We start from the raw sequence: 17,572 nt of genomic DNA, 5'->3' as shown, positions 1-17,572 counted from the left end.
GGGGTTCTTTACGACAACAATGATGAATTGGTTTGCTGACAATGAGTTTTCAGGGTTATGCGTAACTGGGATAGGCGGTTAACTCATTGAAATGAGGGAGATGCTAATAGATAGCAATCTCCCAAATGAAGTGTTAAAACTGGCCGATAACAGTGCTATTGACAGTGATTGTACCACCTTCGAGAAGTATATTTGTGACAAAATCACCGTTTTCATCTTGGGTTAGCATACCGGTTTGTACACTTTGTTGGAGAACCGGTAATAGTGCTGGCGCCGCAGTTTCGAGTTCGCCGCTGAACATAGCATGCACCTTGCCGTGAGCTTTACCCGCGACAGCCATATTCTCGTAGTCCTGGAACGTAAACGGATCAAAGCTTAATTCGCCAGTCGCATTGATGGGCGCTTCGTTTAGCGTCAGCGATAAAGTGTTTAGTGTAAGGCCAGGTTCGCTCTTTCCAAGCTGCTCGATAAGCTGTTTCAGAATGGCGGCATCCGTTAAATTCGCTTGTTCAAACTCTTGTATTAAATCTAACGCTTCGGCAGAAATGCCATACATTCTAATGTCAAAATTGATGTCATCCGCTTGCGACGTTAAACCCGGTTGATTAACTGAAAGTCGTTGCGCACGCACGATATAATTAAGGTCGTATTTATCTTCTTCATATTCAGTGGTGACGCTGCTTACCAACACATCCTCGAGCGATATTTCGCTACCATCCCCGGAATTTGCAGTGAAGCCCTCAAGGGTGAGGGTATTCGTACCAATCCAGGAGTTTTGCTGAATGTCGGTAAGATCTGCCGTCATCACCACATCAGATAAGCGCAGGTTTGCGCTATCGGCATTCATGCTAGCTGAATCCAGCGTAAAGTCGACACCAACCGCTGAGAAAGCAAAGTCTGTGTCTAACGTAAGATCAAGTTTACCTAAGGTTAGGGCACTTTCTGAACTCGATGTATACGATTCACCTTGAAGCCAACCTGTAATATTCTGGGTTAAAGGGCTGGCATTCCAGCCTGCCTCATAGTTGTAGTCGAGGAATTGTTGTTTCAACGCTTCAAGCTCAGCAGAGGCCTTATAGCTAAACGTATCGTTACAAGAAAGATAAAATGGCAATATTGTACAATTGTTTTGTACCTTCAATTGCATTCTCGCATCACTGCTTAACCCTGTTTCAGTGGGGTCGAATGCAAAGACGAACTCGTCTTCAACAGTGAAAAAACCATCATTTAAAATGGTGCGCGTAATCGTTGTGCCCGGCGCAACGTCGGTCAGCAATCGCTGTGACTGCTCGTTAATAAACGCCTCGTAACCACTTTTGGTCATAGATATACCGGCAAGGCTTACGCCAATTACAACGCCAGCACCAAGAACAATACCTGTTTTCATTCATTCATCCTTTACACTACAAAGCGCCTAACCCTACAGGATAAAGCGTTGAATACAAGTGCAATACCCGAGAGGAGTAAGTTTTTCAGGGTTAGTAGCAAGTTTCAGTAATGGTGGTAAAGATGGTGGTTTCCATTTCACGAACTTTCTTATAGAAAGCGTTTGGATCGTCACCCCGGCGCATGCCATCGATGGTCATTGCATACCCTGAAATTTTACCATCGAGTTTTTTATTCAACATACGCGTTTCATACCCATCGAGTGTGAAATGAAACACATCTTTATCGGTAGAAAAATCAGCAACAAAAGGTTGTGCGGTGATCACATCAGTGAGGCATTGCGTGGTGACCGGCTTGACATACACACGGTCTAGTCCTGCCATGTTGTTTTCTGGCTGGCAGGCAGTAAGCAGCAAAGCGACAGCAGGTATCAGGTGTTTTTTCATGTTTTTAGCTCATTGCTGGTGGGACGCGTATTATTCGAGTTACAGGTAACTGAGTCAATGTTATCCGCGATTCTCCCAAGTAAAAATTATCCTGGTCGCTTTAACTGGAATTTTGCTGCTTCTATTACGCGAAAATAATCAGCAGGGCCACCGGCTCGGGTTATTGAATCGGCCTTTACCGTGTCGAACAAACCTGTTTCGGTGAGATAGGCTTCATTGATATGTACAGCAACCACTTGACCAATAACAAGCCAGGCGTCGGTTTCTTTCCCGTCGAGATCGGTTAAAGGAATAAGCTGCGTTAATTTACATTCCATCGAGGCGGGACTGGCTTCAACGTGAGGCACATCGATAATATCGGATTGACGCTTTTTTAAGCCTGCCAATTCAAATTCATCAATATTGCTGTCTACCGATGCACTGGTTTTATTCATAGCAGAAGCAAGTTCATAGGTCGCGAGACTCCAGCAAAACTCCCCAGTTTCTTGAATATTGCTTACACTGTCTTTGAATCCAATACTGGCAAATCCAATCAATGGCGGCGTGTTACTAAACGCATTGAAAAAACTGTATGGCGCCAGATTAGTTGTGCCTTGTTTACTCTGCGAGGCAATCCAGCCTATAGGACGCGGGGCAATTATGGCTTTAAACGGGTCGTGAGGTAGACCGTGACCTGCAGAAACCGAGTAAGAATGAAAACGTGCTGTCATAACACCTCAAAATTATTGGAAAAAAGAACGAATCTGAATGGGTTGCAGGGATGATTTACCGTTCCCGAAACACTCTTAAGTGCCTGAACGGCCCTTTCTTTTCGCAAGCTTTGCCATCCCACCTTTTCTTACCGCTGCTTGCTGGCCATAATGTCCAGGCATCTCTGGAGAACGCCAGCCTCCTGCGAGTTGCATTTCTGGTAATGTCGCGCCATCTTCGGCAAGCGAAACTGCCGCACCGACTCGGCCACTGTGTGGTGTAATATTCTCTTTTATTCCCGCCAGTTTAGCAATACGTTTCCAGATCCGATAAATGCTTGAATACTCAAGTTTCAATGACTGCTTCAGGCTTGCTGATTCATCATAAGGAAGCAGTGCATGGCCTCTGTTAGATACGCGACGGAATACAATACCTTTATTGATTCGCCTGGGATCAACGCTGTGCCGTTCGCATTGACGGCTGGGATCGAAATTCGCTTCCGCCATATATTCATCAAGCATATCCAGCGTACTCGGCGATACATAGCGATATTGCCCTTTACCCGCCTGATCACTTTTGGAGGTGAGAACGAGTAGGGCATTACTTCGTCTATCAATATGCTCACAACAAACCCTGATCACTTCATCAGCCCGTAACAGCCCGTCAAACATGAGGTTGATTAGCGCCAGATCGCGCAATTCTAACAAAGAATCAGGTATGACGCGCTCGTTGATAAGCTCCAACAGATCCACGGTTAGTGGCACAGCTTGGTGCTGACTAAACTGGTACTTTTCATTCTCGGCCAGAGCAAGGCGAATAAAGTCTTTCAAATACACCGATTGCACAATGGGGTTCGGTAACTTTGCAATACCCAGAAATTTACTCAATGCACTTAATCTGCGTTTTATCGTTCGATATGCCAGTGGTGACTGACACAACATTTCTACATATTCCTTTACACACTGCTCATTGTTCTCGAAAGAAGAGTTGAATCCGGGCAGCGCAGCTTGCTGGCAAAAGATAGCAAACTCGTTGAAATCACTGATATAGGCCCGCTGCGTATTTTTAGGAAGCCGAGAGAAAATATCATTGAAATACTGATTTACCGCATCGCGGTAGCACTCAGTAAACTGTAGTTGCTGTGCTGCGGGGAGTTTCATTTAAGCCTCTGATTGCTCATGTAAAAGTATGTGCGTTCAAATGGTGGAGAAGGGTTATGCGTAACCATATTGAGTCTAATTGCATTATACACATACGAATAAATATGTATATACATACAGCTTTTGCAGATAGCTACAAGATAACACGAACAGAGAATGGCACTGTGGTAGTATCGGGTCAGGTTCAAACAGCAATCATAAAAAAGCCCGGACTGACCGGGCTTCATGATAAGCTCTTTTGGTAGGCTTAGTTTTTACAGGTGTCGTTTCCTTGGCCCGCAGTCCATTTCATACCATTTTTTAGCAATTTTATATTGTATTCCGCGTTGTACACTTCTTTTCGGTGCCCAATAGCACTGTACATCGCACGACCTTCACCGATGCAGTGTGTCCAAACAAGTGGATGGTCTTCACCCATTTCCAACTCCTTACCTGGCTCATAAGTCGTTTCATCAATAGCCATAACGATGTCGTAACCTTTCGACGACACGCTGTCTGAGAATGAATACCACTCATCATTAAGTTCCCAACGAGCGGGAATGCCTTCAGCAACGCCCGAGTCATGATGAGTAACATCTAAAGAGGCATCCTGAAACCAATTGTCATCACCTGGATGGCCAATAAACTGGGCACCAATCAATACATCACGATACCAGTCCCAGAAGTAGACAGAGTCACCAGCTGAAGCATGAATACCCAAGAAACCACCACCATTATTCATGTAGTCTTCAAATGCTTTGCGCTGAGACAAAGTGAGAGTATCTCCACTGACATTGTTCCAGATTACCACATCGAATTCAGCGAGGTTTTCAGGCGTAAATGCACTTCCTTTAGCACTAACCGACACGCCATATCCCATTTCTGTGGCAAGTTTGGTCAGGTTTTCAGTGGCAGCAGTCACAGATTCACCGTGGTCGTAACCATTTATTTTCTGATAAATCAGAACCTGAACGGGCTCATCACCCAAATCAAAGTTTACGGGTTCTGCATCAAACCGCGCGCAGCGGGAAATTTTGTCTTCACGGGTAACCGGCAGCGCTGCAAGCTCTTTACGCATGGATTGCGCGTTAGCGTCATCTTTTATCTCCATGCGAGCAAGAAGTTGATCAAGAGTAATCAGTGTACTGAAGGAGGGCATGGATTCACTTAAAATCCATGCTGGTACTTTTTCTAAAACACCAGGATAGTATTTCTCAACGATGGCTCTGGCTTTCGGACGCATCACTACATCATAAGCTGGCATTGAGCTTGAAAAAGGCACATCACGTAATGAACAATCGGTTAATTCTTCTGCGGCTAATGCACTGCTTGTGCTCACCATTGTGCCTAACGCCAGGCTGCCTGCGATAATGGTATTAAGCATATTCTTGTTTATCATTTTATTCCTTACAGCGACCACATTCGGTTAAGGGGCCTTAAAGCTCGTGATAGAGCAGGGCGACGATAAAATTTACCTTAACGCGAACAAAGATATTTGTAACCAATATGGTTAACAAAAAGTAAATTTGGTAACACTATAATGTATTTATGTCATCGATATCATTAGTAAGTTAATTACGTTTTTTCTTTGAGAGTGACAGGATAGTTTTCATTATCGCTAGCATTTGTCGCTTGATATTTCGATGTACTGGCGTAGCACTATGGTGTTGAGGGTTGATTGTGAAAGCTTTCTACAATGAAGAGATTATGAAAGTTGACGATTATGAACAAAAAAATGAAATAGAAATGTGGTGACTAGCAATTTTCATGGCACTGTGGAATGTCTTTTAAGTCATTGATTAATATGGTCTTATTTTCACATCACGCATGATAACTGGAATTATCATGCGTGATGGATCTGGGTTTATATCTCGCTAAATTGCACATCACGGATACTGATTAAGACTGTATGTGTATACAGTTTACGTTAATTTCCAGCTTTTTGTTTTGTGAATGGTTTGGGCACAACATGCATGTGAATTTTCCTGCTGTGGTGCTCGTGCTCTGCAGCGTAATTCCGAGCCTTTGAAATGCGGGTCTGGCGTTTTCTACATATCTGACATCTATAAATAGATACTCTGGTTAGAAGATAAAACAGGATTGTCTGTCTGAACACGCTTGGCAAATTAAGCTCAGAATTCCGAAAATCTATCCGTGCGCTACGTGAAATCTGATTTATTTTGCGAGGTGTTACTCAGCAGATTTTACGTAGCGCACGATGCAGTTTTGACATTTTTCGGCAATCGAAGCACATGAAGCTGTTGATCGATGAGTAACTGGAAAACAGTTAGTTGCTGAAAATTCCTAGTTGGCTTTAACGGTCAAGCTTAACTTGAAAGAAAATGGCAGGATTTAGTGTGATAGAAATTCTGAGCGTATCGAGCGGTCGAGGGCTGTGGAGCGAGGCAAATAACGTTTATCTCAATAACGGCATCAACACATTGCAGTACCAGTTAATCTCGCTGCGTATGGAAAGACTACCGGGTCAGAGCTTCCGGTCATTTGATAATGTCGTGACCAAGTTGCTTGATAAGAATGTGGTCACTGAGCACAAAGCTCAGGTTCACAGTCACAGCGATGTAGATATCAACGGATGTGAAATCTCAATGAAAGTGGAAATACGCACTACAACTTCCAATATACATCATTACCTAATTGCGCATAATGTATATTATGTTAAATAGTGCGTTAAAATATCATTATTTATCAATCCTTTGCGAATTCCTATCCACAGCCCCGTTGTTGCACTACATCGATTATTATTTTTCAGGCTCTTCAATGAACACCATTCATAAGTGTATTTATGCTTTCCATGTTAATTCAAAAACCCCCCTGTGTAAGAATATAGCACCTTCCTTATTTTATCTCAGGCTACTGTGCAGAACTTTCAGCGCACTGTTTGTTACCAACTATTGCTGTAGAAATCCATTCATGACATTTCAACAAAACACTATCGTTAATGACGAGCCGCAAGCTTATTGGAGTGGCGTTTTTGCCATGACCGTTTGCGTTTTTACTCTCGTTGCCTCTGAATTTATGCCCGTGAGTTTGCTTACGCCTATCGCCGATTCACTTAATGTGACTAACGGCATGGCTGGTCAAGGTATTGCTATTTCCGGCGCGTTCGCAGTAGTAACAAGCCTGTTTATTTCATCAGTTGCGTCTAACGTAAACCGTAAAACGTTGCTGTTATTTCTAACGGTGCTCATGGGGCTGTCTGGTGCGGTTGTCGGTCTCGCCAATAACTACATTGTTTACATGATTGGACGCGCCATGATTGGTATTGTTGTTGGTGGTTTCTGGTCTATGTCTGCTGCCATTGCCATGCGGCTGGTACCGGAAGATCAGGTTTCGAAAGCATTGGCTATTTTTAATAGTGGAAACGCATTAGCCATCGTTATTGCTGCGCCTCTAGGCGCCTACCTGGGCGCGCTGATTGGTTGGCGTGGGGCATTCTTTAGCCTGATACCGGTTTCGGTAATTACCTTTTTATGGCAGTGGCTAAGCTTGCCCTCTATGCCACCTGCATCTAGAGATCACGGGAGTGCGGGACTTTTTGCCGTATTCGCGCTGTTAAGAAGAAAATTAGTTGTCATCGGCATGCTTGCTGTGGGCTTATTCTTCCTTGGGCAGTTTAGTTTATATACCTATATTCGTCCGTTTCTCGAAAATGTTACTCAGGTAGATGTAGGCACACTTTCCCTTATTCTTATGTTAATAGGTGTGACGGGTTTTATCGGCACGTCGTTAATTAATTTACCGTTAAAGCATGCCTTCTACCCTACCCTAATTTCTATTCCTCTTATGCTTGCGGCTATTGCGGTTAGTTTAACCATGTTCGGTCATTCAATGTGGATTGTGATAGTATTACTTGGACTGTGGGGCTTTATTGCCACAGCTGCACCTGTTGGTTGGTGGGCGTGGATTCCACATAACTTCCCTGACGATGCTGAAGCCGGTGGTGGTTTGATGGTAGCCGTTGTACAGCTTTGCATTGGGCTTGGCTCTACATTAGGTGGCGTGTTGTATGATTTTGAGGGTTACGTTACAACCTATATCTTCAGTGCAACGGTTCTATTGGTTGCAGCATCATTTACTTGGTGGACGGCGCGGATTTCCAAGTAATAAAATAGCTAAGTTTCAGCGTCTGTTTCACGAGGTTTTTTAACACGTACTGGTCGCACGTTATTGTGCAACCGGTACCTCAAAACCCTGCTAATTCGTTGCATTAGTTAGCCATACATCATCAATGACAATGCCGTTCTGGTTTACTTCAATCGTTACACTATGTGACCCTTCAGCTAGGTGATGTAGTTTAATTTCACTTTGCACTCGATTATTTAAAACACCCTGCTTCCACTCCTCACTTCGACCTATTGTATTTAATGAAACGATTTGAAGTTGCTGCCCATCTACGCTGACAGTAAGTGTTTGATCGTAGTTATTTGCATGAGTAGGCAGTGTGGCAATGAACAGGGAAAGGCTGTCCGACTTTTCATTCTCGAAGTTATATGTAAGTTCTGCTTCCCCAGCGTCGAATGTTTGCATGGTAAGAGGAAATATACTCAGCGCACTTCGTGAGTAGCCTAACTCTTCTAACTGAACCCAACTAAATCCCGCCGGCGCGATTCTTTTTACCAGAGCCGGTTTTATCATCCTTGTGTTTTTTCGCTGTGGAACCCTCTTATCAAGTTCTGCATTCCCTACTTTCAATATTTGGGGTTTTTCAAAAACAGGCAAATTTCGCGGTTTTTCATTCATCATAAACGCCCATTTTTTATCTTCTACAGCGTTGTATTGAGCAGTAAGCTTTTGAATATTGTCATGTGCGTGTTGAGCGTCTTTTATCAATGAGCCCTTCTTTTTTAAATTCCCTGAGATTGAAGCTAAATGTCGCAATAACCATTTACGGTTCATTTCGGCTGATGCTGCAACGGGATAACCAACGAGTTCAAGGAAAGATGATGAGTACAAGCTAGGCATTAAGCGAGAGATGTCTTCACTCTGTTTTTCCAGTACGGCATAGTCAGCCAGACGCTTTTCAATCCGTTCATTTGACCAGGAAGACAGGCGTGTCGATGTCGTGGGTTCTGTCTGGCTCCAACCCATAAATTCAGGACGTCTCACAAATGCCAGGTGATAGTAATTTAGCATTAAGTCGGTCAATTTACTCCCAACTATTGGACTGAAATCCCGGGCCAATTGATGTCTAAGAAAATCAACAACACCGGCCGAGTCATCTTCAGGACCAGCCCACCCGAGATGTAAAAACCATTCCATGTTGTACTCGATGGGCTTTATGTCGCCAACGTTGGCTACCCACAGCTGGCTGGCACCGTTTTCATAAGCACGCTGCATTTCAAATTTTATTAATGCGGGATGGGTAGAGCTTAACCATAAATAGTCATGTGGCCGCCCCCAATAGCTGAGATGATAATAAACCCCTGTTCCGCCTGAACGTTGTTGTTCAGCGGTTGAACTACGCCTGCGAATATAACCATAGTTATCATCTGGCCATACGATGGCTACATCATCGGGCACATCAAGGCCAAGCTCGTAGAGCTTTAGAACCTCTTTATAAGGCGTGAATACCTGTGTGAGCGATGCAGCGGCTTGGTTAAATATCGAAGCCAACATCCCTCTTTGCCTGTCGATGATAGTTTGCAGAATGGCTCTGGCATCAGCATCATTTTCTATGCCCTCCATCCCACTATCGTGAACGCCCCGCATGCCCAGCGTGAACATAGAGAGTTCGGGCATATCACTGACTTGCCGAATACGCTCAGCCCAGTATTTATCTACCGTATCTGAATTGGTGACGTAATTAAAATCGCCAGTTTTGTCATAATCCCACTCATCCACATTATTTCTTAGCATGGGCTCGGCGTGGGAACTGCCTATGTGGATTTGATACAATTGTGCCATCACCTTATTCGCTGGCGCTTTGAAAAAAGCACGGGTTCCTGGATGCATCGCAGGCCACAGCGTGTTCGCCTTTAAGCGCAGAAGCAGCTGAAACACTTTTTCATAGGTAACCGGGCCGATATTGCCATATTCCGGTTCAAATGTTTTGGTAGCCCAAGGTAACAACCCCCAGTCTTCATCATTAATGAAAATGCCTCGGTACTTTACCGCTGGCCCATCCACGAGCGGTAAACCGTCAATCTTCAGGGAGGTCTCACTTTTGGTCAGTGGCACATCGGCCCACCACTGCCAGGGTGAAATGCCTAGCTTTTCGGCGAGCGTAAACAAACCGTATACCGCGCCTCGTTCATCGGCACCGGTGATATGAAGAGCGTCTAACTCTTTGTAGATTACAAAAGATTCCCAGATACCGTATTCTGACTTTCGCTGTTTGAGCTGACTATTGGCACTATCTACGTCAACAATTATGGTAATGGCTGTTTTTCTTGGTACTTCCCCACTTCCAGTACTCGCGCTAAACGGAATGCCCACACGAACGGAAAGGTCGCCAGCAACATCGCCGGCGGCCCAATTGATTAATTTACTGTCGCTTTGAACCCGTATTTCACCGTGGTCAGACTGAACATCAAACACAAATGCATCAGTGGTATCTTCACTTTGTGCCATATCGCATCTGAAAACTAAAAAGAGTAAAAGAACCCAGCGAAGCTGCATAATAATGTGTCCTGGAAAGAGAGTACTGAAAGCGGAAAAAACGCCGGCACAGAGGGCCGGCGATAAACTCAACATTTAGTTGTGATAACGCACACCGAGGAAGAACTGTCGTCCGGTATTGTTATATTCGCGCACCATGTCGAGAGAGCCATCTCCGGTTACGAACAAGCGGGAGTACTCATCAGTTACATTGATCACTTCAAAGGATAACGTCAGATTTTCAGACCAGTTATAGAAAGATGAAAAATCAATATTGGTCGGACCGGTCACGCCGTTCTCTCTGTTTCCTGTGATCCCAGGTACTTCAATAAAGTAATCGTCACGACTATTGGCTGATACCCTCGCCCCGTATTTCTCCGTTTCGTAATAGAAGGTGAGATTGTAAGAGTTTTCAGAAACACCAACAATTTCACCAGAGCTAACTCGGGTATAATTCGCAACCATACCAAGATCGTTAAACGGTGTAGGCAAAAAACTGAACGGTTGCTGATAGCTTAGCTCCAGGCCGTTTATCGACGTACCCTCACCGTTATCATAGGAATAATGGGTGTATGGCTGCGTAAACGGATTTACCGTGATTGCAGGATCGTAAACGGGATCATTTTCGATGGCTGTATAGTAGATACTGTCAACCATGCGGTCTTCTTGAGTGCTGCGAATATAGGTTTCGATGTCTTTATAAAACACAGTTGCTGACAGTAACGATTCTTCATCAAAATACCATTCCGCGCCGAAGTCCACGTTGTTCGATACATAAGGATCTAGATAAGGATTACCAACGGTGACAAAGCCTTCTATATAACGAAACGCAGGATTACCAGGGTTCAGTGTATTCAAGCTGGGCCGGGTCATTGAGCGTGTTAAACCCAGACGTACTATCAGATCATCAGTAGGTTCAAGAGCCAAGTTTAATGCCGGCAGGAAGTTCTTATAACTGTGTTCAGCCTCTACTGTTTCAATGGAGTCTGCCAATCTAATGTAACCCGTGGAAGTGGCGGTTGAGTCCACATAGCGCATGCCGAAATTCGTTCTAAGTATCATATCTGCGATATCAAAATCCGTATTGAACTCGAGATAGACCGCCATGGTTTCTTCTTCAACTTCGCTGTCTTTCTGCTTCTGCGATTCCCAGTTTAGTGGGCCTATCGCATTCTTTACAGCAGCAAAATCAGCGACTACAAACGGGAATAAATTGCCGTCAAAACCGTCACCAAAATTATCAACGGGAAGCATTTGAGTCAGTCCTTCTGCTGAATCAACAGAGAACGTAGGTAAACCTGAGTAAGCTCGGGAGACTTTCCGATTGTTGAACGCGAAGCCCGCTTTCACCTCAACATCGTCACCAACATATCTGGCATCAATTTTACTGGTTACGTTTTCTTTATCAGTCTGGTCTTTCAAGTCGTAAGATGACAGATTGTAAAGCGACGGGTCGTTGTAATCGAACTGAAAATCCAGCATTGCCGCGTTAGGGTTACCGGAAAAATCAAACGCAAAGGAATGCGGATCAACACTGTCCATAATGTGTCTGAATTCTTCTCTGGAAAAGTCTATCTCAGCAAAACCGACCATGGCATCAACCACCACTCTGTCGGTTAACGCAAATTCACCAGATAATACATACTGATTAAATGCGGTATCACTGGTTGTCTCACGGCTTTCAACACGATTTGTCACACCATCATACTGTCCCGTGATAATCTGTTGTCCATTGGGTGCAATAGTTACTTCGGTCGGGGTAATTTGATTAAAGTAGTTTCTGAACATGGCATACATGTGGTAATACGAACGCTCGTTTTCTAGCTGCGAGTGCAAGTAATCGAAGGTCAGTACCACATTATCTGTGGGTGCATATTGAAACGCTGTCGTTATTCCCAGTCGTTTCTGACCGTTGCCAAAATAATCAGGACGCGGTATCCGTGGTGTATAAAGGCAGTTTACTGGATCGACAGAATCATCGCCCAGCGAACAGGATGAACTGGCAGGCGTGCCATTTATCTGCAGGTCGCTAGTGTCGGCGTAGGTCATATTATTATTCACTGGCGTCTGCCAGCCTACTGTGCCAAATCCCTGTTGATTCACATCACGTGTCGAATAGGCAACGGAAAAAAGTACACCGAACTTATCATCATCAAATGTATTGCTTACCATGACCGCCGTGCGCGGATTTGTCTTGTCTGCAACATCGTTATAATTTACTTGAGCAGAGCCCGCATAGTGAAAGCCTGGATTATCGAAAGGTTTGGCGGTGTAGAGGTTAACCGAGCCCGCTATTCCCCCTTCTTCCATCGACGCTGTAGGCGACTTTTGCACATCTACCCGGTTGAACAACTCTGAGGCAAATACGTTAAAATCAAATGCCCTGCCGCCACTAAGCGCCGAAATTGACGAATCGAGCTGATCGGTTTCTGCCGGGATCTCCATGCCGTTTAGGGTCGCGCGAGTAAAATCAGGGCCAAGACCGCGAAGGGTGATTCGTCGCCCTTCACCTCCTTCTCGACTTATTGAGACACCTGATATCCGTTGCAGGGATTCAGCTAGGTTTAAGTCGGGAAATTTCCCAATATCTTCGGCAGATATTGATTCCATTGAATTGACGTTCGCCCTTTTTGTTAGGAGTGATTTATTCAATGAGCCTCGAAAACCTTGGACTTCTATGACTTCTACATCATCTGACTCATCATTTTCCTGTTGCGCTAGGACATCCAGCGAGATACCCGATTGCAATGCAATCACAATAGAAAAAGCTAATTTTTTCAATTTCATAGTAAACCTTCCACGAGCGAGCGTTATTGAAATAGGCAATGCAGATTTGCCGAGTTAACGCGCAGTTAACATTTCAAACACGCTATTTTCATATTCGTGCAAGGTCAATCAATACCAATTTATATGCGCCATTTTTGGTACTTTGGTTTCAATTGTGAAAATTTTAAAGAAGGTAGCAGCACGCATCACGAAGCAAAAAGTCTCTTAAAATGCTTATTCAAGAGATGGGTATTGTTTATGAGTGCTACATCATAATGAATGCATCGGTTGCCGTGGGATTACTGCTATTACAACATCGTAAATTACCACATCGTAACTTCAGCAGAATTTAGACACGATGCCTTAACGCATCAACCACGGTACTGAACGCGGGAGAATGATTATTGCGATTTGGGTAGTACAGGTGGTAACCAGTAAACGGTAAGCACCAATCCGTCAATACCTGCTCTAATTTGCCGCTTTCAAAGTCGGCGAGAAAGATATCTTCAGGAAGGAAAGCGAGGCCAAAACCATCCAGGGCAGCTTGATGAATCAAGTACGGGTTATTGAAAATAACCTGCCCCTGGGGTTTAACCGTAATTTCTCTGTCACCGTTATCGAGTTCCCATTCGTAAACGCCGCCAGCGCTTATCATGCGCATGCCTATGCATTTATGCTTTAACAAATCTTCTGGAGTTTCAGGACGACCAAATTTGTCGAGGTATTCGGGGGTTGCGACAACGGCCATTCGCCATTCAGGGCCAATTTTTACCGCAATCATGTCTTTTTCCACCGCTTCCCCTAGTCTCACTCCGGCATCAAAGCGGCCAGACACGATATTAGTAAAACCGTTATCCATACTGACTTCCAGACGAATATCAGGGAATTTTTCAAGCATGGGGGCGAGTTTGGGCCATATGATGGTTTTCGCTGCATGATCGCTGCAATTAATACGCACAAGACCGGCGGGCTTGTCTCTTAGTTCAGATAAACATTCAAGTTCAGTATCAATGTCTTCAAATCGCGGGGCAATGCGATTTAAAATTCGCTCACCGGCTTCGGTAGTAGAGACATTACGTGTTGTTCTTGTGAGTAAACGAATACCCAAACGAGATTCCAACGCGCGCATACTGTGACTCAGTGCGGATTGGGATACACCCAATTTCGCAGCAGCACGCGTAAAACTTTTCTCCCGGGCTACCGCAATAAATGCCAATATGTCGCTATAGTTCTCACGCATATATTTTTCCGTCAGTACTGATTAACACTAAATATTTAATGGCATTTAGCCTATCAGAATTTCTGATTCAATCTAATAGGTGAAAGCTTATCAATTAGTCCAGTTAATAAATAGAAGCGACTATTGGCACACATTGCTTAAAATTATTGCAGCTCCTCTAATACGATATTTTTAAAATCAATCGGCTGCCCTTCACTTTGAAAAGCAATATAGCCTTCCTGTAAACTTTTTACTTGCTCCCAAATGTCAGCAGATTCGCCAGTTACTAGGCCATCGGGTTGAGCAAAAGCGACCTGATATTCCAGTACAGTTTCCCCATTAATTTTTTGAATGACTTCGCCGTTGTTGACAACAAGTTCAGCGTTCACCCAAACATCTTTTGGGTAGGTTTTTGATGCAGAGTTGAGGCAATGTTCAGGATAAAGTGAATCCTGATAATAGATCTCAGTGCCTGGCGAACACATATTGCCGGTTGGTCTGGATTTGCCCGGCTCCTTTTCTGCCAGCAATTGAAATTCGATAGATATTGGCCAGTTTTGTTCTTTATTGATGGTATTAGGCGGTTGGCTTAAGAACATCACGCCGCTGTTGGCAAAGGCATAAGAAGGGGCTGAATCTAGAAATTCACCTTTGAACCGATAATCAAAGGTAAGGCGGAAATTCTTTAACGGCTTATCGTAAAAAAGATGAGCAAATTGTTCGTTGAATGCATCGTACTTCTCATAGCCTACTGAGATCATGCCGTCTTCTACACGGAACGTGTTAAGGGGATCTTCTCCTGTCTCATGATGATGAATTTTTACCACCCAACCGTCGAGATCTTCACCATTAAATATACGTTGCGCATTGTTACTTTGAGTCGGTTTCGTACACCCTTGTAGCAGCAACATTGCCAGTGATAACGCACAACAAGCCGTTTTGCTTTTGCTCATTTTCATTCCACAATCCTTAATTGAATGTTTTGTGTACCACTTTGCATCACGCGCTACCACAAAAGAAATGACAAAAATAAATAAGTTTCAATTGTGAATTCGAATCGGTAATTCAAGATTGATTGCGTATACAACTTTTTTATCACGTTTTTCTATTTATTATTGATTTATCGTTGATAACTCTACAAAATCTGAAAATGTTTTGCAGATTAACCGATAGGTTGTCGCGAAATACAATGGAAAACAAAACTTGTGAAAAGGATAAAACAAACATGAACGAAACTCCGGTAACGCCATCAACGTCTAGCGACAACGGTAGCATGGCAAAAGTTGTCTACATTCTTTACTTGGCTGGTATTTTAGTGGGTATCACCGGCATCGTCGGCGTGATCATCGCATACGTAAATAAATCAGATGCGCCTGAATGGCTAAAAACGCACTACCAGTACCAAATCAGAACATTCTGGATTGGCTTCCTATACATGTTCATTGGCTCTATTCTTTCCATCATCTTAGTAGGTTACCTGGTGCTGTTGTTCTGGATGGTGTGGCTCATTGTTCGTTGTGTGAAGGGCATGAAATACCTCGATAACCAACAAGCGCACCCAGATCCAACGGGTTGGATGTTTTAATTAATATCGAATAACAAAAAATGCGGCAGATGCCGCATTTTTTCTTTAATCAGTGCTAACCATTTTGCTGCGCTGCCCCGCACAGCGTTTAGAGCAGTATTTCACGCTTTCCCAGTTTTTCTCCCACTTCTTTCGCCATACGAAAGGGCGTTCGCATACCGGGCACGTTTTCTCGGGAAGTTCAGACTTCTTCATTCTTAGACAACTTGGTTAAGAAGCGACTGGCGTCGTGCTTCATGGCTTCGATTTTTTCTGTCGCCATTCTGTCGTAACTTTTGTAAACCAAGCCCATACGAGGGTTTTTTCGAAGTTTATCCTGGTGAGCATCGAGGAACCGCCAATATAAATAATTGAATGGGCATGCGCCCTCTCCGGTTTTCTTGCTCACGCTGTAGCCGCAGTTCTTACAATAATCAGACATTTTATTGATATAGCTACCACTGGCCACGTACGGTTTGCTAGCAAGATTGCCCCCATCGGCAAACAATATCATGCCGGCGACATTGGGCAGCTCTACCCATTCATAGGCATCTGCATACACCAACAAATACCATTCCTGAACTTGCTCCGGGGCAAATTCACACAGCAATGAAAAATTACCCAGTACCATCAAACGTTGAATATGATGGGCGTAAGCGTGTTTTTTGGTATCTGTGATGCACTGTCGTAGGCAGTTCATGTTGGTATACCCATCCCAAAAAAACGATGGGAGGTCACGCTTGGCATTGAAGTAATTATCAGACTGTAGTCCAGGCATATAGTACCAGTAGAAGCCGCGAACAAATTCCCGCCAGCCAATAACTTGCCTGATAAAGCCTTCCACAGAATTAAGTGGCGCCTCTCCCGCATGGTAGGCGGATTCAGCCTGCTGTACTACTTCCTGCGGGCTTAATAACCCACAATTAATATAGAAAGAAAGGTGAGAATGAAATAGCCATACGGCGTTGTGTCGCATGGCATCTTGATAGCGACCAAAATCGGGGAGCCGTTGCTCAATGAACGTATTGAGCACATCTAGCGCCTCTTCACGGGTTACTGCGTAGTGAAAGCCGTCGCTATCACCGAAGTGAGACTCAAACTCGCGCTCCACTAGCTTGATCACTTCTGCTGTTACCGCATCGGGCTTATATCGGGAAGGTTCTGGCGGTGACACGTTGGCGGGCATAGACTCACGATTTTTACTGTCATAATTCCAGTCGCCACCGGCAGGTGCCCCGTTATCCATTAAAATACCGTGCTTTTTGCGCATTTCACGGTACCAGAACTCCATGCGCAAGGTTTTTCGGCCATCTGCCCAAGCGGAAAATTCTTGTTTAGTGGCATAAAACCGCCCATCTGGCAACACAGTAACGGGCACACCGATTTGATGCTCCCACTGTTGCATGCTTTTTAATAACCGGTATTCTCCGGGTTCGGTTACCACCACCTCACTCAAGTTATGTGCTTTTGCGGCGGCTTGCACTTCACCGAGTAAACTGCCCTGATTCTCTTTGTCGTCATAACACCGATAAATAACCTTGAAACCATCATCTTTAAGGCTCTTCGCGAAATGACGCATGGCTGAAAACAACAAAATGATTTTCTTTTTATGATGCTTCACATAGGTCGCTTCTTCCCGAACTTCCGCCATCAGCACAATGTCCTGACTCTTATTTGCTTCAGTAAGTACCGGTAGCGTGGCCGTGAGTTGGTCGCCGAGAATTAATCGCAGTTTACCTGTCAT

General features: G+C 44.3%; 14 protein-coding genes. 3 read left to right on the top strand and 11 right to left on the bottom strand.

The window, feature by feature from the left end; all coding sequences use genetic code 11:
- Nucleotides 1-133 precede the first annotated feature (133 nt).
- The 5 genes from ACXAFQ_RS17170 to ACXAFQ_RS17150 all read right to left on the bottom strand — a co-directional run bounded on the left by ACXAFQ_RS17170 (nt 134) and on the right by ACXAFQ_RS17150 (nt 5,060).
- The gene (locus ACXAFQ_RS17170) at nt 134-1,387 is read right to left on the bottom strand and encodes a DUF945 family protein (RefSeq protein ID WP_474824649.1); all 1,254 of its coding nucleotides are present in this window, start codon (nt 1,385-1,387) and stop codon (nt 134-136) included.
- Between the two features lie 91 nt (nt 1,388-1,478).
- The gene (locus ACXAFQ_RS17165) at nt 1,479-1,832 is read right to left on the bottom strand and encodes a hypothetical protein (RefSeq protein ID WP_070123728.1); all 354 of its coding nucleotides are present in this window, start codon (nt 1,830-1,832) and stop codon (nt 1,479-1,481) included.
- Between the two features lie 86 nt (nt 1,833-1,918).
- Nucleotides 1,919-2,542, bottom strand: a complete 624-nt coding sequence (locus ACXAFQ_RS17160; RefSeq protein ID WP_474824648.1) for a flavin reductase family protein — start codon at nt 2,540-2,542, stop codon at nt 1,919-1,921.
- A 75-nt stretch (nt 2,543-2,617) separates the two neighbouring features.
- On the bottom strand, nt 2,618-3,682 hold the full coding sequence (locus ACXAFQ_RS17155; protein WP_474824647.1) for a tyrosine-type recombinase/integrase: 1,065 nt from the start codon (nt 3,680-3,682) through the stop codon (nt 2,618-2,620).
- A gap of 247 nt (nt 3,683-3,929) precedes the next feature.
- Complete coding sequence (locus ACXAFQ_RS17150; RefSeq protein ID WP_474824646.1) at nt 3,930-5,060, bottom strand: ThuA domain-containing protein; 1,131 nt, start codon at nt 5,058-5,060, stop codon at nt 3,930-3,932.
- 958 nt (nt 5,061-6,018) lie between these two features.
- On the opposite strand from ACXAFQ_RS17150, the gene ACXAFQ_RS17145 reads away from it, so the two are divergent.
- Together ACXAFQ_RS17145 and ACXAFQ_RS17140 are read left to right on the top strand one after the other, a co-directional pair.
- Nucleotides 6,019-6,345: a hypothetical protein gene (locus tag ACXAFQ_RS17145; protein ID WP_474824645.1), complete on the top strand. Its 327-nt coding sequence runs from the start codon at nt 6,019-6,021 to the stop codon at nt 6,343-6,345.
- A 247-nt stretch (nt 6,346-6,592) separates the two neighbouring features.
- Nucleotides 6,593-7,786: an MFS transporter gene (locus ACXAFQ_RS17140; RefSeq protein ID WP_474824644.1), complete on the top strand. Its 1,194-nt coding sequence runs from the start codon at nt 6,593-6,595 to the stop codon at nt 7,784-7,786.
- Between the two features lie 90 nt (nt 7,787-7,876).
- On the opposite strand, the gene ACXAFQ_RS17135 is transcribed toward ACXAFQ_RS17140, so the two are convergent.
- The 4 genes from ACXAFQ_RS17135 to ACXAFQ_RS17120 all read right to left on the bottom strand — a co-directional run bounded on the left by ACXAFQ_RS17135 (nt 7,877) and on the right by ACXAFQ_RS17120 (nt 15,223).
- Nucleotides 7,877-10,252: a glycosyl hydrolase 115 family protein gene (locus ACXAFQ_RS17135; protein WP_474824643.1), complete on the bottom strand. Its 2,376-nt coding sequence runs from the start codon at nt 10,250-10,252 to the stop codon at nt 7,877-7,879.
- 123 nt (nt 10,253-10,375) lie between these two features.
- Nucleotides 10,376-13,066 (bottom strand): TonB-dependent receptor, encoded by a 2,691-nt coding sequence (locus ACXAFQ_RS17130; RefSeq protein WP_474824642.1) that lies wholly within the window; start codon nt 13,064-13,066, stop codon nt 10,376-10,378.
- A gap of 328 nt (nt 13,067-13,394) precedes the next feature.
- Nucleotides 13,395-14,285, bottom strand: a complete 891-nt coding sequence (locus ACXAFQ_RS17125; protein ID WP_474824641.1) for a LysR family transcriptional regulator — start codon at nt 14,283-14,285, stop codon at nt 13,395-13,397.
- 143 nt (nt 14,286-14,428) lie between these two features.
- A complete protein-coding gene (locus ACXAFQ_RS17120; protein ID WP_474824640.1) occupies nt 14,429-15,223 on the bottom strand; it encodes a 3-keto-disaccharide hydrolase in 795 nt (264 codons plus the stop codon).
- A 266-nt stretch (nt 15,224-15,489) separates the two neighbouring features.
- On the opposite strand from ACXAFQ_RS17120, the gene ACXAFQ_RS17115 reads away from it, so the two are divergent.
- Nucleotides 15,490-15,849 carry a DUF4870 family protein gene (locus ACXAFQ_RS17115; protein WP_474824639.1) on the top strand — a complete coding sequence of 120 codons (360 nt, stop codon included), beginning with the start codon at nt 15,490-15,492 and terminating at the stop codon, nt 15,847-15,849.
- Between the two features lie 45 nt (nt 15,850-15,894).
- Here ACXAFQ_RS17115 and ACXAFQ_RS17110 read toward each other — a convergent pair whose 3' ends face one another.
- Together ACXAFQ_RS17110 and ACXAFQ_RS17105 are read right to left on the bottom strand one after the other, a co-directional pair.
- Complete coding sequence (locus ACXAFQ_RS17110) at nt 15,895-16,044, bottom strand: DUF2256 domain-containing protein (protein WP_474824638.1); 150 nt, start codon at nt 16,042-16,044, stop codon at nt 15,895-15,897.
- Complete coding sequence (locus ACXAFQ_RS17105; protein WP_474824637.1) at nt 16,031-17,572, bottom strand: cryptochrome/photolyase family protein; 1,542 nt, start codon at nt 17,570-17,572, stop codon at nt 16,031-16,033. Before ACXAFQ_RS17105 ends, ACXAFQ_RS17110 begins: the two co-directional genes overlap by 14 nt.

This window comes from Alteromonas sp. ABH2_165 (assembly GCF_056159945.1).
Note: the sequence above shows the minus strand (reverse complement) of the source record. Positions and strands in the feature narration are given on the sequence as shown.